The following is a 17,958-nucleotide window of genomic DNA, read 5'->3' on the forward strand; positions in this document are numbered from 1 at the left end:
CTCCCTCCCTCTGCGGGCGCGCGGCCCCCAAGGGACGAGTGTATTTCCGCTCTCGATTTTTCCGCTTGGGTTGTGTTTCCAAAGCCGTTGGAATGTATATTTCCAACGGATAGTGAGACAAAAAAATGCGCGTTGGAAATTCCACTGCGTTGACGAAATAAATCTTCTCGCAAATGCTTACGGCTGGCCTGTTCCACTTTGAAGTGGTGGGCGTCGAAATAGCATGATCGACCTGTTCCCCCCGGGTGGGCTGATAAATATTCGACGCGACGGCCAAGCTGAAAAGGAAGGCCGTCCCCCATGTCCGAACCCGCCGCCGAAAAAGCCGAAGGCGCAGTCGCTCTGAGCGAAGCGCTCGATCACCCCCTCTTCAATCCCCACCTTCGCGATCTCGTCCGCTCGATGACCGAGCGGCCCGGCACGCTTTCGGTTGACTACGTGGTCGCAGTGCTCGGCATGGACCGGCAGACGGTCGCCGAACACTTCGTCGCCGAGGCGATCGGGCTCGAAGTTCTGCGCATCCGCGAGGTCGAGGATGCCAAGGCTAGGGGTCTCAACTGATGCCGGCGGTTCACATGTACCGTCATCAGCCGGCTCCGGCTGCGACCTTGGACCTGCCTGTGCAGCATCGCGGCGCGTCTGTCCGAGCCGCCAGCTTCAACGAGGCTGACAATACCATCGAGATCGTTTGGACGACCGGTGCCAAAGTGCGCCGAGTGACGTGGTTGGACGGCCCTTACGACGAAGAGTTGGAAGTCAGCACGTCCGCTGTGCGCCTCGATCGCCTCAATGCCGGCGCGCCCTTCCTGAATACCCATTCCAGCGCCGATCTAGCTGACGTGATCGGCGCTGTGGTGCCCGGCAGCGCTCGGATCGAACGGGGCAAGGGCCTTGCCCGCGTGCAGCTCTCCGAAGCGCCGGCTGACGCCGATATCGTCGCCAAGATCAAGAGCGGCGTGATCAAAAATATCAGCGTCGGCTACCGGGTCCACACCGTGGTCGTGACCGAGCGCGACGGCGAACCGCCGCTGCATTCAGTGGTCGATTGGGAGCCCCTTGAACTCTCCGCAGTCCCCATCCCGGCCGATCCCGGCGCGCAAGTGCGCGCCGAGCCTGAAACCTTCCCCGCAACAATTTCAAAAGGAGGGCGCAAAATGCCCGCTGCAAACCCCAATCCCGCGCCCGCCGCCATCGAAGCTGAGCGCGTTCGCAACGATATCATCGCCGATCTCGCCACCCGGACCGGCCAGGTCGCGCTCGGAAAAGAGCATATCGCAGCCGGGACTACCGTCGAGGAATTCCGTCGAGTTCTGGTTGAACGCCTCGCCGAAGATCAGGAGCGCGACTTCCCCAGCAACGGTGCCAGGCAGCTCGGCGTTCCGGCCACGGTAAGCGACGACAGCCTCGACCATCGGAGGGCGCGGGCGATGGAAGCCGCGATCCTGCACCGGGTCGATCCCGCCCGGTTCAAGCTTGAGGCCGGTGCGGAGCATTATATGTCCTCGTCGCTGCTCGATCTCGCGAGGCGGTCGATCGAGGATCGCGGTGGCCGCACCTACGGCATGTCGAAGATGCAGATCGCGAGCGAAGCCCTTGGGCAGCGCTCGGGTCTCCACTCGACCTCGGACTTTCCCACGATCTTGAGCAACGTCGCCGGCAAATCCCTCCGCGGGGCTTACGACGCGGTGCCGCAGACCTTCCGGCCTTTGGTTCGTGAAGTGACAGTTCCCGACTTCAAGGACGTGACCCGCGCGTCGATCAGCGAAGCGCCGCAGTTCGAGAAGGTCAACGAGCATGGGGAGTTCAAGCGCGGCTCGATGTCCGAGGGCGCTGAGAAGTATCGCATCGCCACTTTCGGTAAGATCATCGGCATCACGCGGCAGGCGCTGGTCAACGACGATCTCGACGCGTTCGGCCGTATCCCGCGCGCCTTCGGTGTCCAAGCGGCGCAGCTCGAAAGCGACGTGGTGTGGGCGCAGCTGCTCGCCAATCCCACCATGGGCGACAACGCAGCTCTGTTCCACGCCACCCACGGCAACCTGCTGACCTCAGGGGCAATCGGGGCAACCACGGTTGGCGAGGCTCGCCTCAAGATGGGCTTGCAGACCGGCCTCGACGGCAAGACCGTTCTGAACTTGACGCCGAGCTACCTGATCGTCCCCAAGGCCCTCGAAATCCAGGCCTTGACGTTCCTGGCTACGATTTCCCCAACCCAGCAGAACGATGCCGTGGCCTCGGTGCTCAAAAACCTTACGTTGATCGCAGAGCCCCGATTGGACTTGGGCGTCGCACGCTACAATATCGCGGGCGATCCGAACTCCTACTACTTCGCAGCCGCACCGGCCTACGTCGATCTGATCGAGTTGGCTTATCTCGAAGGCGCACAGGGGGTCTATACCGAGACGAGGCAAGGCTTCGAGGTGGACGGTGTGGAAATCAAGGTCCGCCTCGACGTAGGCGCGAAAGTCATAGACTGGCGCGGCTTCGCCAAGAACCCGTACGCCGGCTCGTAACCAATCGCGGCGAGGTTCTGTTCCTGGCCTCGCCGCTGCGCCTGCTGCATCTGACCACGGCGGCGGGCGCACCTTTCCCCAACCGAGCGGCCCTGTTCACCACGTTCGGAGGCCGTCTGGCGACTTGCAGTTGCACGGCTGTTAGATGTTCGATCTCGCCCGCTACGGCTACGGCACGGCGCACCAAATGAGGTGATAGCATTCGAAAGGCCTCCCGGAGGAAGCCACTGATTTCGCATATTGGTGAGATCGCAGGATGAGCGATCTTGTAGGTTAACGAATAATAGTGCCAACATCGTATAAACGACGCTTTTGCCTTGAGGGGGAGCAATGGCAAAATCGCTTTATGCTGCGCACGCGTTTCACACCAAGCGGCTGGCCAGTCGCCTTGAAGCACTTGAACGGGTGTTCTCCGAGAATGCGATGGAGAGAGCCTGGAAGAAACACGTCCGCCCTGGACTTCGCGCACAAGAAGTCTTGGATCTACACGATTTCAACGATGTCCATTGGGATCGACACCAAATCTTTGCCAAGCTGCACACGTCCCTGTGCGCAGGCAGCTATAGCCCTCAGCAATCGGTCCCCATCAGGATCGAAAAGCGGCTTGGTGTCACTCGCACTATCGTGCTGCCCTCTCCAGAGGACTGCATCGTTCTTCAGTGCATAGTCGAAGCTATTCTACCCGAAGCTTTAAAAAAACAACCATCTACGAATTCATTTTTTAGCCGAAGTCACGGTTTTGGCGAGGCCGAATTTGCGTTTGAAAAAGAATACATCTGGTTTAGGCGCTGGGCAAAATTATCTAATATTAGATTTCGAATGATAAGTACACATTCATACATTTGCGTGACTGATATAGCAAATTATTTTGACAATATAGATTATTCACACCTACGCAATATAATGTCGCTAATCAAAGAGATTGATGAGGTTACATTGGATATATTGTTCAGTGTTCTTGATCGAATAAGTTGGAGGCCGGACTATCTCCCCTCACCAGAGAAGAGCCTGCCGCAGGTGAATTTCGACGCCCCGCGACTACTAAGCCATATATATCTCTATGAGGTCGACGCTTACTTAAAAAATTTGACGGCAAACAGCTTTGTTAGATGGGTCGACGACATGACTATTGCTACCACTTCTATGGCTGCTGGCAAAATATTGCTAAGGGATCTTGATCATCTCCTCATGACGAGAGGCCTGCGATTAAATGCCGGCAAGACCCGGATATTATCGGCGGTCGAAGCTAGAAAATTCTTTCACTCCACAGAGAACAAATTCCTAGACGATGTGAAGGAACGTCTTACGAAATACAGCCATTCGAGCAAGCGCCGTGATCGCCTTCTGGCCGGAGTAAGGGTTAGGTTCGACACGTTTAAGGCCAAGGTCAGCTACGGCCACTCGGAGAAGATTATTAAGCGCTACCTGACGCACTTCACATCAAATCGCGATCCCTACGCCTTCAAGTTTGCTGCTGGCACGGTGATATCAGAACCTACGCTCAGAGAGAGCGTCTTTCGCTATTTTCAGGCGCTTGGCCCTGGGGGTGCAGCGTTTCGCGTAATGGAAAGCTACTCGACAGGCGGGGACATGCTTGATGACGCTTCTCTAATGATGATTTGCAAGACTTTGACGGACTGGCACGTGGTGCCGAATAGCACGCTGCATCGTCATATTCGGCGCCTCGGAGAACTCTTCGGGAGCCGAGCATATGTTACGAAGAACCCCTTCTTCCTCGTGGCATCTATGTGGCTTTTGTCAAAGTACGGGCTCCGAAAACACGTAAAGGCAGTCATCGACGAAAACGTCGATACCTGGTCCCATTCTGAATTCTTTGCGCGTCAGGTGGCGGCAATGTACGGAAAGTTTCGTTCTCACAAAGAAGGCGACGCAATCCGCCAACGTGTCGAGCACCTGAAATTTCCCGCTGCGAATTCCGTGTTTGCTTCGTTTGACAGGATTATTGCGAACCGTAGCAGGTTGAGCCCGGACGTCAGGCTCTACATCCTCAATGGGCGCAATCTGGGATCATATTCGATCCAGCGCTTTCTAATATGCCTTCACGCTCTGACCTCACCACAGATTGATGTCACCATAAGGAAAGCCATAAAAGACGAAGTGCTGAAGTATGTTGATGATCCTATTTATGTGCGGGTGATCAATAGCATTCGGAGCTAGCTTTGACTGGCGCGCCAGATGCGGCCGACGGCGTCGCTCACCGAGGCACCCTCCCTTTCCCACAGCGTTCTCCATGTCCTTGAGAGGGCGAAGGTGCCCTGTCCCCGATATCACCACGAGCACACAAGACGAGCAGCGGCCCTACAGCGGCGTTTCGATCATCGAATGAAGGAAACAGCCGACCGGCAACTCCATGGCGCACTTTGGGGCTCTCTAGTGAATAGTTCTAAGCGTATTGGAAATTTCGGTGGAATTTCCAACGCAATCCGCACTGGCACTAACCCGTCAGCTATATTGGTCGATGGGAGATCGCCAGGGCACAGGAAATGAACGAAGCGGCTGCGCTAGATATCATCGCTGACGACATGGAGACGATAAAGTCTCGCTTCAAACGAACGAATAGCGGTCTTCACATAGGCGACGGGGATCAGGCTGCTTTCATTGGGCTAGTTCTTCGGGCTCGCACCATTATGAAGCGAGCGCTTGGTGTTCCCAACGATTTCGATTTTCAGCTGGGGATGATGCAAGCTGATGGCGTTAACAATTGGCTTGGTTCTCAATCCTATGCCTCTGTCGAGCGATCTGCTAGCATAGTTCGCGCAGCCGCTCAGACAGTACGGGACATACCCTATTCAGCGCGTCCGCCCTTAACTGCATCACGTCCGCCAGCCGTTGAGCCTTACGTCGCGCCGGGGCGCCTGGCTGAGCTGCTGGCCATCACAGGAGCCAAGTTCGATCTGCGTCGCTTGATCCGTTATTGCGAGGAGATCAACGACGCGTACGAGCGCGAAAACTACTTTTCGGTGGCAATGTTGTTACGTGCCATCGCCGATCATGTGCCGCCCATCTTCAACGTCGGCAGCTTCAGGCAGTATGCCAGTTCCTGCGGTGGGCAGTCGCTCAAGGGCACCATGACGCACTTGGACAACTCGCTCCGAAACATCGCTGACGGCATCTTGCATCAGCAGATACGGCCTCGCGAAATCCTCCCGACTGCCAGCCAAGTGAATTTCCGGCAAGACCTCGATGTTCTTCTCGGTGAAGTTGTTCGAGCGCTCAGGCCATAGTTGGAGATCGTTGGAGAAACGGTAGGAAACAAAGCTTCAGTTCCAATTTGCTCCGTGCGACCGTTTTTGCTCACATCGTGACGGCTTTCGAGCCCTTTGTGACAACGGAGCTGACACATGGAAATTGAGTTCATCGACCCCACGCCGGCAATGGCTGCTTACCAACGTCGCCGATCGGTCGCCTACATGGTGCAGGCGCTGCGTGCCTCTTCGGCCGACCTCACGAGCCCGCGCAGCGTGGCAGTTACGCTTGCCCAGGCGAATTTCGACCCCTTCCTGATCGGCCGTCTCGGCGGCCTGGCGGCGAGAATAGTAGGAATGCAGCGAGCCGCACACTGACGAGGCCGGGCCAACCCAGCCTCTCACATCTGCTTGATCTTCGTGCTGGTCATTGGAAGCTCGAATATTGCTCCACCCTGGACGATTACGGCCTGCGTCTCGATCGTGTGCCAGAGTGCGAGAAGGCGCTCCATCTGCTTGATGAGAGGAGACTTGTTCAGGCCTTTTGACAGGAAAAATCCAACCAAGTTGGAGCTGCGGAACGCGTTATATTCCGTCTTGTTTCTTGTTATCCGGCGATCGCCAGAGATCACGACCCACCTTCCCTCGGCGCTGAGTACGCCGATCCACTGAACGTCAGTCACCTTTGGCCCGAAGCGATCGCGGGTGTGGATGATGTGATGCTTACCTGCAAACAAAGCGTTGAGGGAGCGTGCTAGCGCAGGAGGAAGGTTCTCATCGATCAAGACCTTCAAGCTGCTCTCGCGAGGCCTTCTTCGAAGTTGATCGCATCGCGGACGACGCCGACCGGGACCTCGAAAATCCGTGCCGCATCTTCGGCTGAGCCTTCCGCCTCAGCCGCCTCGGCCAATGCCACGGTTGGAACGCCGAACTGTGATGCAATCGGCTGACCAAACGCACGACCTGGATCGATCACGATCGAAGATTTGCCGTGAAAAGGACGCCACCGAGCCACCGTATCGTCCTCGACATCGAGGTCTTTGAAGGTGCGCTCGATCACCTGCTTGAACACATACTGCCGTTTTTTTAGGTCAAGCAGCTTCGGCTCGCTGGCTCGCTCAATGCTTTCGAGGAAGATCGTTCGACCGTCCGTCTGAAAGCGGCGGGTCGAAAACGGGCGTTCGTCGCGGACGCACTCCCGTGCATATTCCAGGCAGTTACGGATCGCGAGCAGACCCATACCGGCATCCACGAATGCTTTGACGAACCGCAGCTCGATCAGATCACGAAAGCCGATCTCAAGGTGCTCTTGCACGTCGGCGTGCTGCGAAGCCCAAAGAGGCGGCATCTGCCGTTCCTCGCCTCGACGTCGGTAAGTGTAGCCGCGCAGCCACCGGTTCAAATTGAGGGCCGACGTCCTCAAAAGGCGCGCCGCCTCGGGTGCGGTATAGGACCCTACCCCTACCCCGCCGATTGCCGCCTCGTTTGTGTGCGTCGAGCTCATGCGCCCAACCCTACCCAGATCCCGGTCTCGATCAAGATGACATCTCTTCCTTACAGTTCGGTCCACCAATCCGGAGTTGCTCTTTCCCGGTCTCTCGATAACTGGACCAGCCGTGTCCAACACGGAGGTTCCCCATGGCAAAAAAACTGCACCCTGCCGACGCGTCCGATATCGAGAAGATCGCCGAAGCGGTGAGTTTCGCCGCCAATCTGCGCACCGGCCCGCATGAAACGCTCAAGAAAACGGCGAAGACCCTCGCGGCGGCCGTCAGGGCCGCCGACAAGCTCGGAAAGACGCCAAGCGGCAAGAAGCCGCTGATCTACGCCATCACTCCCGACAAGCTGACGATCCTCGTGCCGGCCGCCATGATCGCCCAGGCCCGGAAAGAAGCGGCCCCAGCGCCCCGCAGCGCCCCGAGGAAGCCTGTTGGCGCTCGGAAGGCCGGCGGCAAGCGCGCCGCGATCCTTGAAGCTGCGCAGCGTGGCGAAATGCCTGCCGCGCCCGATTTTAGCGCCGAGACGCACAAGCGCTTCCGGGGCAAGCTCGCGCAGCTCGTCGCCTTGGTCGAGGCAGGGGATGTGGCAGGCTTGAGTGCTTTTCCGATCAATCCCTATTCTAGCAGCCCCAAAGCCATGGCGCGGTACCGCGACATGGCCGTACGGGCCTTGGAAGCGAGGCTTGTCCGACGCATATAACCAATAACAATTGCACCAGCGAGGGGCGCTATGGCTGACGAACCGCTTTCATTGGAAATCATCGAGAAACGAAGGGCTTGGGCGCAACCGGTTCTGGACGCACATAAGGCACGCACGGCCAACATGGAGAAGGCCGCGATTGAGTGCGGAAATCTCGCCCTTAAGGCGCTCTTGTTGGTTAACGGCGGTGCCTGTGTTGCTCTGTTGGGCTTCCTGTCATCGACGTTTAATGCCGCGACTGATCCGACAGTGCCTCAAACGATCTTGGCGCGCTTAGCTGGCATTGTCCTCGACAATGGCGTTGCCGCCGAACGAGCGCGCTTGATTATGGATGTGACGGGTGCCTTGTCTTGGTTCGCATGGGGCACCGCCGCAGCCGTTTCCGGCAGCGCGCTGGCCTATCTCACCAATTCGGTTTACTCGAGAGCGCTTACTTTCCAGCAAACGAAATACGATTGGCCATACGTAGAGCAGACCCCAAAATCGGAGCGCGAATGGGCCAGAGCAGCAATGCTGAACTGGGTAGCGGTAGCTACTGGTGTCGCCGCCTTGTGTTGCTTCGCGGGCGGCATTCTGAGTGTCCAGCATATCTATTAGGTCGAATGCGGGCGGACGAAACAAAGCAATCGCTGACGATCCGCCATTTGAGCTTATCCGAAGGGATTTCTCTATTGACTTTTGAGTGCCTTAAATAGGTACCGTCGCCGCTTTTTCCTTGGTGAAGGTTGCGGTGATAAGTCGGCCCGAAATCTCCGAAGACTGCGGCGGCCCTATCCGGGGCCGCTCGATACTGCCGTTGTCGCTCCCGCCGCGAGGCCTCTCGCGGGTCGAGGCTGCCGCGTACATTGGTGTCGGCACGACGCTGTTCGACGCCATGGTCGAGGACGGTCGCATGCCTCCGCCAAAAAGGATCAATACCCGCGCTGTTTGGGATCGAACTGCGCTGGACGTTTTCTTCGATGCTTTGCCAACTGGCGATGCCGGTCAGCCGAAGGGCGACTGGGATTGAAGCTCACAAGGTTGGTGAATGATGGAAATCGAGACGAAATATCTCATCAGGGAAAAGGACCGGCATGGCAACGTGCGGGTCTACTATCGAAGGAAGCCGGGGCCGCGCATTCGCATCCGAGCTGAGGAGGGAAGCCACGACTTCCTGCGGGCCTATCTGCTGGCCAGCCAGGGCAAGACCCTCGACGGGCGCGCCGCCGGCCGCCCTGCGAATGATCGCCTTGCTAGGCCCAAGGCAGGATCTCTGCGCGAGCTGATCGTGCGCTACTACAAGTCGCCTGAATATCGGGGACTGGACGCGCGGACGCAGCACGTCCGCAAGCTGATCCTCGACAAGCTGTGCGAGGCCGGGGCGAAGGATGGCAAGCCCGCTTACGGCAATCGCAGCGCGGCGGGGCTTGAGCCCCGCCACGTTCGCATGATCCGAGACGAGCACGCCGATCGGCCGGAAGCTGCCAACGGGATCGTAAAGGCGCTGCGGCAGGTCTACGCCTATGCCCTCGACGGCGACGAGCCGGGGATTAAGTCGAACCCGGCACGCGAGATCAAATACCTTAAGTCGAAAGGCGATGGGCATCTCTCGTGGACCATCGAGCAGGTTGAACAGTTTGAGAAGCGCCACCCGATCGGAACCATGGCCCGGCTCGCGCTGGCCTTGCTGCTCTACACCGGCCAGCGCCGATCCGACGTGGTGCAGTTCGGGCCACAACACGAGAAAGCCGGCTGGCTTACCTTCACACAGTTCAAGAACCGCAATCGGAACCCGATCACGCTCGCGATCCCGATCGTGCCCGCCCTGCGGACGGTGATGGAAAAATCCAGGATTGGCAAAGACGCATTCCTGATCAACGAGCTAGGCAGGCCCTTCACAGCCGCCGGCTTCGGCAATTGGTTTCGGGATCGCTGCGTCGAGGCAGGGGTGCCGGGGCGCGCGCACGGCCTGCGTAAGGCTGCGGCGTCGCGCCTGGCTGAACTTGGCTGCTCGGATCGCGAGATCATGGCCATCACCGGCCACACGACCTCGAAGGAGGTAGATCGCTATACGAAGGGCGCGCGGCAGCGCGTTCTAGCCGAAGCTGCTATGGAAAAGCTGGCCGGGAGCGCCAAGCGTCCGCAGCTTCGAGCAGTGAAATAGGGCCGCACTTTTTTGGAAGCCGGGCCGCACCCGAAACTTCGCCTTGAAAACCTTGAAGAAAATAGGGGTTTGGTGCCCAGAGGCGGATTCGAACCACCGACACGCGGATTTTCAGTCCGCTGCTCTACCAACTGAGCTATCTGGGCCTGCTCCGGCTAACGAAAAGTCGTGTTCCGGATTTCATGAAGGCACCGTGGGCGCCCCTTGAAAGCGCGTGGGTTATAGCACGGGAATTCGGCCTGTCCAGCGCCCAGGTGTGGATTTCCCGCAGGAAAAGAAATGCCGCCCGATGGGCCGGTTTGCATGCCGTGCGCCCGCCTATCTGGCGCCTGCCAGGCCTTTGCGGAAGTCGGATGGGGTCATGCCGGCCAGCTTGCGGAAGGATTTGTTGAAGGCGCTGAGCGAGCCGAAGCCGGAGTCCATGGCGACGCGCAGCACGTTGGCGTCCTGGTGCATCAACAGTGCCTGCGCATAGCTCAGCCGCAACAGGTTGACATATTCGTTGAGCGTCATGCCGGTCGATTTCTTGAACAGGCTCATGGCGTATTTGGGGTGGATGTCGGCGGCCGCCGCTATGTTCACGCAATCGATGTCGTAGAGGAAATTCTCGGCGATGAAATCGCACATGCGCCCGACATTGCGCGACGATTGCTGGTCGAAGGGGTTGCCCGCTTCCTGTCCGGCGGTGTTTACCGGCACCAGCCGGTAGGGCTCGAACCTTACCCGTTCCAGCCGCAGCAGAAGTTCGTTGACGGCATGCTCGGCCTTGGCCGGATCGCCCGAGCGGGCATAGCGGTTCCAGCGGGCGAAATTGTCGTTGTCGGATTGATCGGTGGCGCTGGTCACCAGCGTCGCACCCGTCATCAGCCGGTGGCGTATGTCCGCGGGCAGGTGCAGCCGAAAGAAATGCACCAGCGGCAGATGCGCGCCGGCATAGACGGCGTCGTCGCTCAAATCGTCCATCTGGTGCGGCAGGCCACCCCAGAACAGGCACATCTCGCCGGCCGAAAGCGATATTTCGTGCTCGTTCATGCGGTAGTGGACGGAGCCGCGGACGATGAAATTCACCTCGACCTGGGCATGCCAATGCGGCTTCAGCATCACCAGGGGGCTGGTGTGGAACATCTGCAGCAGCAACGGCAGGCCTTCCACGCTGCTGGCACCAGGCTGGTAAAACGGCCGTTCGGGCATCTTACTTTCCGCCAATTTCGTATTCCCTTTGTCGGGGACAGGCCCTTGCCGGTGCCTAGTCTAGCCAGGCTCGCAGAGAGAGCAAATGAAATGGGAGGATTTCAATGCGCATCACACTGTCCTGCGCCGTGCTCGCGCTTGCCTTGGGCTCAGCCCCGGCCTTCGCGCAATCCGGCGAAATCACGATCTGGAGCTGGAATGTCGCCGCCTCGTCGCTGAAGGCAACGGTTGCCGGTTTCAACAAGCTGCATCCCGACATCAAGGTCACCGTCCAGGATCTCGGCAACCAGCCGACCTATGACAAGTCGATCGCCGGATGCGCGGCCGGCGGCGTTGGCCTGCCCGACGTCGTCACCATCGAGAACGGCGAGGCCGAGAATTACTGGAGCCAGTTCCCCGACTGTTTCGTCGACCTGCACACGCTGGGCTACACGGCCGAGGACCAGAAGAAATTCCCCGATTTCAAGCGCACCGAACTCGAAGTCGGCGACAAGGCCTATGCCATGCCGTGGGATTCCGGTCCGGTCGCCGCCTTCTATCGTCGCGACTTCTACGAGAAGGCCGGCGTCGATCCGGCATCGATCAAGACCTGGGACGATTTCATCGCCGCCGGCAAGAAGATCCAGGCCGCCAATCCGGGCGTCTCGATGACCAATGCCGATTTCAACGGCGACAGTGAATTCTTCCGCATGATCGCCAACGAACAGGGCTGCGCCTATTTCGCCGAGGACGGCCAGTCGATCACGGTCAACCAGCCCAAATGCGTCGACGCCATGACCAAGCTCAAGGAGATGAAGGACGCCGGCATCGTCTCGTCGGCCGACTGGGGCACCAAGATCACCAACAACACCGCCGGAACCGTCGCCACCCAGGTCTATGGCGGCTGGTACGAGGGCACCATCCGCACCGAATCGGCGGGCGAAAACGGCAAATGGGGCGTCTACCTGATGCCGAGCCTGACCGCGGACGGCCCGCGTGCGGCCAATCTCGGCGGCTCCTCGCTCGCCATCACCTCGGCGTCGAAGAACAAGGAAGCTGCCTACGAGTATTTGAAATACACGCTCGGCACCAATGAAGGCCAGATCACCATGCTGAAGGAGTTCGGCCTCGTCCCCTCGCTGGTCTCGGCGCTGAACGACCCCTATGTCGGCCAGGGCCTGCCCTACTGGGGTGGCCAGGCGGTGTGGAAGGATATTCTGGGCACCTTGCCCAAGGTTGTTCCGAGCCGCGGCACGCAGTTCCAGAGCGATGCCGAGATCATCGTGCGCGCGGTGCAGACCAAATATCTCGCCGGCGGCTATCCCGACGCCAAGGCGGCACTCGACGATGCCGCCAGCCAGATCGCCTCGGCGACCGGGCTGCCGGTCAAGTCCTGAGGTGCTGACAGCTTCCTTCTCCCCGTCACTATACGGGGAGAAGGTGCCGGCAGGCGGATGAGGGGCGGCGCCTACTTCGGCAATTGCTGCCTCACTAACCGGAAAAACAGAAAGGAGGAGGAGAAAAGATGCGCAACCGCAATGCGACGGCCTATCGCTTTCTCACGCCCTATCTCCTGATCTTCGCCATCTTCTGGGTGTGGCCGATCATCTCCTCGTTCCTGATCTCGTTCCAGGCAACACGCACCGTGCCCTGGCGCTTCGCGCCGGGCTTCAACTGGGGCCGGCTGATCGGCGACCCCGCCTTCTTCAACGCACTGAAGAACACGCTGGTCATTCTGGTCATCCAGGTTCCGGTGATGATCGCGCTGGCCATGGTGATGGCGGTGCTTCTGAATTCGCCGCTGCTCAGGGCGCGCGGCCTCTACCGCTTCGCCTTTTTCGCCCCGGTGGTGGTCGGCGAGGTCGCCTATTCCGCGGTGTTCCGGCTGATGTTCAGCCTCGATTTCGGCATCGTCAACAAGCTCCTGAACAGCATCGGCCTGCCCAAGGTCGACTGGTTCTCCAACGTCACGCCGGCCATGGCGCTGATCATGATCGCGGTCACCTGGCGCTGGGCCGGCTACAACGCCATCATCCTGCTGGCCGGCATGCAATCCATTCCCGAGGATGTCTATGAGGCGGCGACGCTCGACCGGGTGAGCAAGCTCAAGCAATTCTTCCACATCACCCTGCCGCTGTTGAAGCCGGTCATCGTCTTCTGCGCCGTGCTGTCGATCATCGGCACCATGCAATTGTTCACCGAGCCGTTCCTGATCACCGAGCGCGGCGGGCCGGGCGGCGGCACCGAGACGCTCGGCCTGCTGCTTTACCGCCAGGGCTTCCGCTCGCTCAATTTCGGCTATGCCTCGGCCGTCGCCTACACCATGGCGGGGCTGGCGATCGCCATCACGCTGGTGCAGCTGTGGCTGACGAGGGAACCGAAATGAGCTCGCTCTCATCGGCAAGACTGAAACGAAGCATCGCGCTGCACCTCTTCCTGACGCCGCTGGCGCTGATCTGGCTGTTTCCGCTGTGGATGATGGTGGTGTTCTCGACCATGCCCGACAATGGCATCTTCAGCCCCGGCATCGAACTGTTGCCGCACGGCAATTTCATCGACAATTTCAACAATCTGCAGCATGACACCGACTTCGTCGGCGCCATCGTCATCTCCGTTTGCGTGGCGGTGACCTACACCGTCCTGTCGGTGCTTTTGACCTCTATGGCCGGCTGGGCGCTGGCCCGCTACCAGTTCTTCGGCAAAAGCGTGGTCGTCGCCATCATCCTGGGCACCATCACGCTGCCCTATGCGGTGGTGCTGATCCCGCAATTCATCATGGTGGCGCGCGACTTCAAGCTCGCCAACACATGGGTGGCGCTGATCGTGCCGCCGCTGTTCAATTCGCTTGGCGTGCTGTTCATGCGCCAGAGTTTTTCCATGATGCCCGACGACCTGTTCGATGCCGCCCGCGTCGAGGGCGTCAAGGAGTGGCGTATCTTCGTCTTCATCGCCTTGCCGTTGGCGCGGCCGATGCTGGCCGCGCTCTGCATCATCCTGTTCCTTGCCTCCTGGAACAACTATCTCTGGCCGTTGCTCATCAACAGCCAGCCGGGTTCGATGACAGCACCCGTGGCGCTCGGCACGCTGATCGGCCTGACCAAAGTCTCTTGGGGCGGCATCATGGCGGGCGCGGTGATGCTGACCGTGCCGATGCTTGTCGTCTTCGTGCTCCTGCAGCGTCATTTCATCGCCGGCATCGCCGCGGGCGCGGTCAAATAGGGAGCAGAATGGCAACCGTCACGCTCACAAACGTCGCCAAGCGCTTCGGCGCCTTCGAGGTCGTCCACGGCGCCAACATCGACATCGCCGATGGCGAGTTCGTCGTCTTCGTCGGCCCGTCAGGCTGCGGCAAGTCCACGCTGCTCAGGATGATCGCCGGGCTCGAGGACATCAGCGGCGGCGAGATCGCCATCGGCGGCAAGGTGGTCAACGATGTCGAGCCGGCCGATCGCGGCATCGCCATGGTCTTCCAGTCCTATGCGCTCTATCCGCATATGAGCGTCGAACAGAACCTCTCCTTCGGGCTGCGCATGACCGGCAATCCCAAGGCCGACACCGAGCGGCGGGTGAAGCGCGCGGCCGAGATCCTGCGCATCAGCGAATTGATGGACCGCCGTCCCAAGAAACTCTCCGGCGGCCAGCGCCAGCGTGTCGCCATCGGCCGCGCCATCGTGCGCGAGCCGCAAGTGTTCCTGTTCGACGAGCCGCTCTCCAATCTCGACGCCGAACTGCGCGTGCAGATGCGGGTCGAGATCTCAAGACTGCACAAGGAGCTCGGCGCCACCATGGTCTATGTCACCCACGACCAGACCGAGGCGATGACGCTCGCCGATCGGATCGTCGTCCTGCGCGGCGGCCATGTCGAGCAGATCGGCCGGCCGCTCGATCTCTATGACAATCCCGACAATATTTTCGTGGCTGGCTTTGTCGGTTCGCCGAAGATGAACTTCATCAAGGCCCACATTGTCGGGCGTGATGCAAAAGGCGTCGTGGTCGAGCTGGCGGGCGAGGAGAAAACCCGCATCACACAGCCCCTGACGGTTGCCGCGCCGGAACCTGGGAGCAAGGTCATCGTCGGCGTGCGGCCCGAACATTTTGGCAGCGCCGGTGAAGGCGACGCCGACCTCACCGCCACCATCGACGTGGTCGAGCACCTCGGCGGCACGAGCTTCCTTTACGCGAGGACGAGCCATGGCGAGGACATCGTGATCCAGCGCGCCGCGGCAAAGATCCCCCAGACATCGAAGGTCACCGTTTCCATCCGCAAATCCTACCTGTTCGACGAAAAGGGGCTGCGGCTGCGCTGACCGGCCGCCCCTTTCCAAGCCCGCAAGGAGAATGACATGACTGTATCAACGCCCATTCGCTGGGGCATCCTCGGGCCGGGGGGCATTGCCAAGGCCTTTGCCGGCGGCGTCGCCGGGTCGCGCACAGGGACACTGGTCGCCATCGGCGCCCGCAACCCCGGCAAGCCGGGCCTGGCCGAGAGCTTCCCCGGCGCCCGCATCCTCGATGGCTATGAAGCGCTGCTTGCCGATCCGGAAATCGACGCCATCTACATCGCGGTACCGCATCCCGGACACGCGCAATGGGCGATCAGGGCTGCGGAAGCGGGAAAGCATGTGCTTTGCGAAAAGCCGCTCGCGCTAACGGCCTTCGAGGCCGACGCCATGATGCATGCGGCGCGAAAGGCCGGCACCTTCCTCGGCGAGGCCTTCATGTACCGGCTCCACCCGCAGACGCTGCAACTGGTGGACCTGGTCAAGTCGGGCGTCATCGGCGAGATCAGGATGATCAAGTCGAGCTTTGGCTTCGCCATGCCTGATTTCATGCCGGAGCATCGGCTCTACGCCAACGATCTTGCCGGCGGCGGCATCCTTGATGTCGGCGGCTATCCCGTTTCGATGGTGCGCCTCATTGCCGGCGCCGCCGCGGGAGAGCCATTCGCCGAACCCGACAAGGTCGCCGGCACCGCCCATCTTGGTCAATCCGGCGTCGACGAATGGGCCTCCGCTGTCCTGCATTTTCCAGGCGGTATCGTCGCGGAAGTTTCCTGCAGCATCTCGCTCAACCAGGACAATGTGCTGCGTATCTTCGGCACAAAGGGGCGTATCGAGGTGCCGGACTTCTGGTTCGCCGGCGGCGACCGCGATGTCGGCCTCGGCCGGATCGACGTGATCGGCGCCGACGGTACGCGCGAGACCATCAGCGTCAACGAGAAGCGCCACGTCTATTCCTTCGAGGTCGATGCCGCCGCCGAGGCGATCCGCGCCGGGCGGCAGGAATTTGCCTGGCCGGGCATGGGGTGGGCCGACAGCCTCGGCACCTTGCGCGTGCTCGACAGATGGCGTGCGGCCGTGGGACTGGAATATGAGATCGAGAAGGCCTCGCTGCGCACCAACACCATCTCAGGCCGGCCCTTGCGTTCGGGCGGCACGGCGATCGGCAAGCGCACCATTCCGGGCGTGGCGAAGCCCGCTTCGGTGGTGGCGCTCGGTTTCGAGGATTTCCGCACCTTCTCCTCCGGGTCGATCCTGCTCGACGCCTTCTTCGAAGCCGGCGGCAATCTGTTCGACACCGGCTATGTCTATGGGGGCGGCTACACCGAGACGCTGCTCGGCCAATGGCTGAGGAACCGTGGCGTGCGTGAGCAATCGGTCGTTATCGCCAAGGGCGCGCATTCGCCGCTCTGCTATCCCGACGTGATCGGCAAGCAGCTTGCCCAGTCGCTCGACCGCCTGCAGACCGACCATGTCGATATCTATTTCATGCATCGCGACAATCCGGACGTGCCGGTCGGTGAGTTCGTCGACGCGATGGATCGCGAGGTGAGGGCCGGCCGCATCCGGGGACCGTTCGGCGGCTCGAACTGGACGATGCAGCGCATGGACGAGGCGATTGCCTATGCCGAGCGCACCGGCAAGCGGAAGCCGGGCGCGCTCTCCAACAATTTCTCGCTGGCCGAGATGCTGGAACCGATCTGGGCCGGCTGCATCACCTCTTCTACCGATGACTGGAAGGCCTGGCTGACATCCAGGCAGATGCCCAACTTCGCCTGGTCGAGCCAGGGACGCGGCTTCTTCACCGATCGCGCCGGGCGCGACAGGCTGGACAGCGAGGAACTGGTGCGGGTCTGGTACTCCGAGCGCAATTTCGGCCGCCGCGACCGCGCGATCGAACTCGCCGCCCGGCTGCGCAAGAGCCCGATCCACATTGCGCTGGCCTATGTGCTCAATCAGCCTTTCCCGTCGGTTCCCTTGATTGGGCCGCGTACGCTGGGCGAACTGGACGACAGCCTGCGGGCGCTGGACATCGCGCTTTCGCCCGCCCAACGCGAGTGGCTGGACGGCGGCAGCCTGCACGCGGCCTGATGGAACGAAGCTCGAAGCGGTGTCAGATCTCGTCGTCCGACAGTCTGGCGCCGCGCCTGGCCGGGGTTTGCAAGCTGGCATACATGCCGGTGGTGCGGAACTGGCTGGGCGTCGTCCCGTAGAGCCGGCGGAAGACCTTCGAAAAGTAATTCGCGTCCTCGAAACCGCACAGGATGGCCACTTCCTTCACGGGCAGGAAGTCCGCTTTCGTCAAAAGCTTCGCCGCCCGTTGCAGCCGCTGCTGCAGCACGAACTCGGCGGGCGGCAGGCCTTCGCTCTCGGCGAAGCAGCGCGAGAAATGAGCCCGGCTGAGCCCGCTGATCTGGACGAGGTCCGCCACCGGCAGGGCTTTGTCG

At 60.5% G+C, this 17,958-nt stretch carries 18 protein-coding genes and 1 tRNA gene; 14 read left to right on the forward strand and 5 right to left on the reverse strand.

From position 1 onward, the window contains the following. The first annotated feature begins 300 nt into the window (after positions 1–300). The 5 genes from EOA36_RS07085 to EOA36_RS07105 all read left to right on the forward strand — a co-directional run bounded on the left by EOA36_RS07085 (position 301) and on the right by EOA36_RS07105 (position 6,097). Positions 301–561, forward strand: a complete 261-nt coding sequence (locus tag EOA36_RS07085; protein ID WP_127276306.1) for a hypothetical protein — start codon at positions 301–303, stop codon at positions 559–561. A gap of 14 nt (positions 562–575) precedes the next feature. Beyond that, positions 576–2,513, forward strand: coding sequence for a prohead protease/major capsid protein fusion protein (locus EOA36_RS07090; RefSeq protein WP_127276308.1), 1,938 nt, complete (start codon positions 576–578; stop codon positions 2,511–2,513). A 330-nt stretch (positions 2,514–2,843) separates the two neighbouring features. Next, positions 2,844–4,691, forward strand: a complete 1,848-nt coding sequence (locus EOA36_RS07095) for an RNA-directed DNA polymerase (protein WP_127276310.1) — start codon at positions 2,844–2,846, stop codon at positions 4,689–4,691. 326 nt (positions 4,692–5,017) lie between these two features. Further along, positions 5,018–5,758 (forward strand): hypothetical protein, encoded by a 741-nt coding sequence (locus tag EOA36_RS07100; protein ID WP_127276312.1) that lies wholly within the window; start codon positions 5,018–5,020, stop codon positions 5,756–5,758. Between the two features lie 117 nt (positions 5,759–5,875). Continuing rightward, positions 5,876–6,097 carry a hypothetical protein gene (locus EOA36_RS07105; protein WP_127276315.1) on the forward strand — a complete coding sequence of 74 codons (222 nt, stop codon included), beginning with the start codon at positions 5,876–5,878 and terminating at the stop codon, positions 6,095–6,097. Positions 6,098–6,120: 23 nt separating this feature from the next. Here the strand turns inward: EOA36_RS07105 and EOA36_RS07110 are convergent, their stop codons facing one another. Then, positions 6,121–6,513, reverse strand: a complete 393-nt coding sequence (locus EOA36_RS07110; RefSeq protein WP_127276317.1) for a hypothetical protein — start codon at positions 6,511–6,513, stop codon at positions 6,121–6,123. After that, positions 6,510–7,223: a hypothetical protein gene (locus tag EOA36_RS07115; RefSeq protein ID WP_189553140.1), complete on the reverse strand. Its 714-nt coding sequence runs from the start codon at positions 7,221–7,223 to the stop codon at positions 6,510–6,512. Before EOA36_RS07115 ends, EOA36_RS07110 begins: the two co-directional genes overlap by 4 nt. Positions 7,224–7,357: 134 nt before the next feature. On the opposite strand from EOA36_RS07115, the gene EOA36_RS07120 reads away from it, so the two are divergent. The 4 genes from EOA36_RS07120 to EOA36_RS07135 all read left to right on the forward strand — a co-directional run bounded on the left by EOA36_RS07120 (position 7,358) and on the right by EOA36_RS07135 (position 10,061). After that, a complete protein-coding gene (locus EOA36_RS07120; RefSeq protein WP_145969119.1) occupies positions 7,358–7,918 on the forward strand; it encodes a hypothetical protein in 561 nt (186 codons plus the stop codon). Between the two features lie 30 nt (positions 7,919–7,948). Further along, positions 7,949–8,515 carry a hypothetical protein gene (locus tag EOA36_RS07125; protein ID WP_127276322.1) on the forward strand — a complete coding sequence of 189 codons (567 nt, stop codon included), beginning with the start codon at positions 7,949–7,951 and terminating at the stop codon, positions 8,513–8,515. A 175-nt stretch (positions 8,516–8,690) separates the two neighbouring features. Continuing rightward, positions 8,691–8,927 carry a hypothetical protein gene (locus EOA36_RS07130; RefSeq protein ID WP_127276339.1) on the forward strand — a complete coding sequence of 79 codons (237 nt, stop codon included), beginning with the start codon at positions 8,691–8,693 and terminating at the stop codon, positions 8,925–8,927. A gap of 18 nt (positions 8,928–8,945) precedes the next feature. Then, positions 8,946–10,061: a tyrosine-type recombinase/integrase gene (locus tag EOA36_RS07135; protein WP_245464274.1), complete on the forward strand. Its 1,116-nt coding sequence runs from the start codon at positions 8,946–8,948 to the stop codon at positions 10,059–10,061. Positions 10,062–10,131: 70 nt separating this feature from the next. Here EOA36_RS07135 and EOA36_RS07140 read toward each other — a convergent pair. Both EOA36_RS07140 and EOA36_RS07145 read right to left on the reverse strand, forming a co-directional pair. Beyond that, positions 10,132–10,207: transfer RNA gene (locus EOA36_RS07140), tRNA-Phe, on the reverse strand. Positions 10,208–10,379: 172 nt separating this feature from the next. Beyond that, positions 10,380–11,252, reverse strand: a complete 873-nt coding sequence (locus tag EOA36_RS07145; protein ID WP_127276325.1) for a helix-turn-helix domain-containing protein — start codon at positions 11,250–11,252, stop codon at positions 10,380–10,382. A 104-nt stretch (positions 11,253–11,356) separates the two neighbouring features. On the opposite strand from EOA36_RS07145, the gene EOA36_RS07150 reads away from it, so the two are divergent. From EOA36_RS07150 to EOA36_RS07170, 5 genes are all read left to right on the forward strand, one after another. After that, a complete protein-coding gene (locus EOA36_RS07150; protein ID WP_127276327.1) occupies positions 11,357–12,628 on the forward strand; it encodes an ABC transporter substrate-binding protein in 1,272 nt (423 codons plus the stop codon). A 128-nt stretch (positions 12,629–12,756) separates the two neighbouring features. Beyond that, the gene (locus EOA36_RS07155; RefSeq protein WP_127276329.1) at positions 12,757–13,617 is read left to right on the forward strand and encodes a sugar ABC transporter permease; all 861 of its coding nucleotides are present in this window, start codon (positions 12,757–12,759) and stop codon (positions 13,615–13,617) included. After that, positions 13,614–14,450 (forward strand): carbohydrate ABC transporter permease, encoded by an 837-nt coding sequence (locus EOA36_RS07160; protein ID WP_127276331.1) that lies wholly within the window; start codon positions 13,614–13,616, stop codon positions 14,448–14,450. Before EOA36_RS07155 ends, EOA36_RS07160 begins: the two co-directional genes overlap by 4 nt. 8 nt (positions 14,451–14,458) lie before the next feature. After that, complete coding sequence (gene ugpC / locus EOA36_RS07165; RefSeq protein WP_127276333.1) at positions 14,459–15,538, forward strand: sn-glycerol-3-phosphate ABC transporter ATP-binding protein UgpC; 1,080 nt, start codon at positions 14,459–14,461, stop codon at positions 15,536–15,538. Positions 15,539–15,574: 36 nt separating this feature from the next. Beyond that, positions 15,575–17,602 carry an aldo/keto reductase gene (locus tag EOA36_RS07170; protein WP_127276335.1) on the forward strand — a complete coding sequence of 676 codons (2,028 nt, stop codon included), beginning with the start codon at positions 15,575–15,577 and terminating at the stop codon, positions 17,600–17,602. Between the two features lie 22 nt (positions 17,603–17,624). On the opposite strand, the gene EOA36_RS07175 is transcribed toward EOA36_RS07170, so the two are convergent. Next, positions 17,625–17,958: helix-turn-helix transcriptional regulator (locus EOA36_RS07175; RefSeq protein WP_145969120.1), on the reverse strand; the 334-nt coding region annotated here is incomplete at its 5' end.

The sequence above is a fragment of the Mesorhizobium sp. M8A.F.Ca.ET.021.01.1.1 genome, assembly GCF_003998025.1.
GTDB lineage: Bacteria > Pseudomonadota > Alphaproteobacteria > Rhizobiales > Rhizobiaceae > Mesorhizobium.

Coding starts and splice junctions, on each gene's coding strand:
- EOA36_RS07105 (WP_127276315.1), top strand. CDS start 5,876: ATGGAAATTGAGTTCATCGACCCCACGCCGGCAATGGCTGCTTACCAA.
- ugpC (WP_127276333.1), top strand. CDS start 14,459: ATGGCAACCGTCACGCTCACAAACGTCGCCAAGCGCTTCGGCGCCTTC.
- EOA36_RS07170 (WP_127276335.1), top strand. CDS start 15,575: ATGACTGTATCAACGCCCATTCGCTGGGGCATCCTCGGGCCGGGGGGC.
- EOA36_RS07155 (WP_127276329.1), top strand. CDS start 12,757: ATGCGCAACCGCAATGCGACGGCCTATCGCTTTCTCACGCCCTATCTC.
- EOA36_RS07150 (WP_127276327.1), top strand. CDS start 11,357: ATGCGCATCACACTGTCCTGCGCCGTGCTCGCGCTTGCCTTGGGCTCA.
- EOA36_RS07120 (WP_145969119.1), top strand. CDS start 7,358: ATGGCAAAAAAACTGCACCCTGCCGACGCGTCCGATATCGAGAAGATC.
- EOA36_RS07090 (WP_127276308.1), top strand. CDS start 576: ATGTACCGTCATCAGCCGGCTCCGGCTGCGACCTTGGACCTGCCTGTG.
- EOA36_RS07095 (WP_127276310.1), top strand. CDS start 2,844: ATGGCAAAATCGCTTTATGCTGCGCACGCGTTTCACACCAAGCGGCTG.
- EOA36_RS07085 (WP_127276306.1), top strand. CDS start 301: ATGTCCGAACCCGCCGCCGAAAAAGCCGAAGGCGCAGTCGCTCTGAGC.
- EOA36_RS07160 (WP_127276331.1), top strand. CDS start 13,614: ATGAGCTCGCTCTCATCGGCAAGACTGAAACGAAGCATCGCGCTGCAC.
- EOA36_RS07125 (WP_127276322.1), top strand. CDS start 7,949: ATGGCTGACGAACCGCTTTCATTGGAAATCATCGAGAAACGAAGGGCT.
- EOA36_RS07135 (WP_245464274.1), top strand. CDS start 8,946: ATGATGGAAATCGAGACGAAATATCTCATCAGGGAAAAGGACCGGCAT.
- EOA36_RS07100 (WP_127276312.1), top strand. CDS start 5,018: ATGAACGAAGCGGCTGCGCTAGATATCATCGCTGACGACATGGAGACG.
- EOA36_RS07145 (WP_127276325.1), bottom strand. CDS start 11,252: ATGCCCGAACGGCCGTTTTACCAGCCTGGTGCCAGCAGCGTGGAAGGC.
- EOA36_RS07115 (WP_189553140.1), bottom strand. CDS start 7,223: ATGAGCTCGACGCACACAAACGAGGCGGCAATCGGCGGGGTAGGGGTA.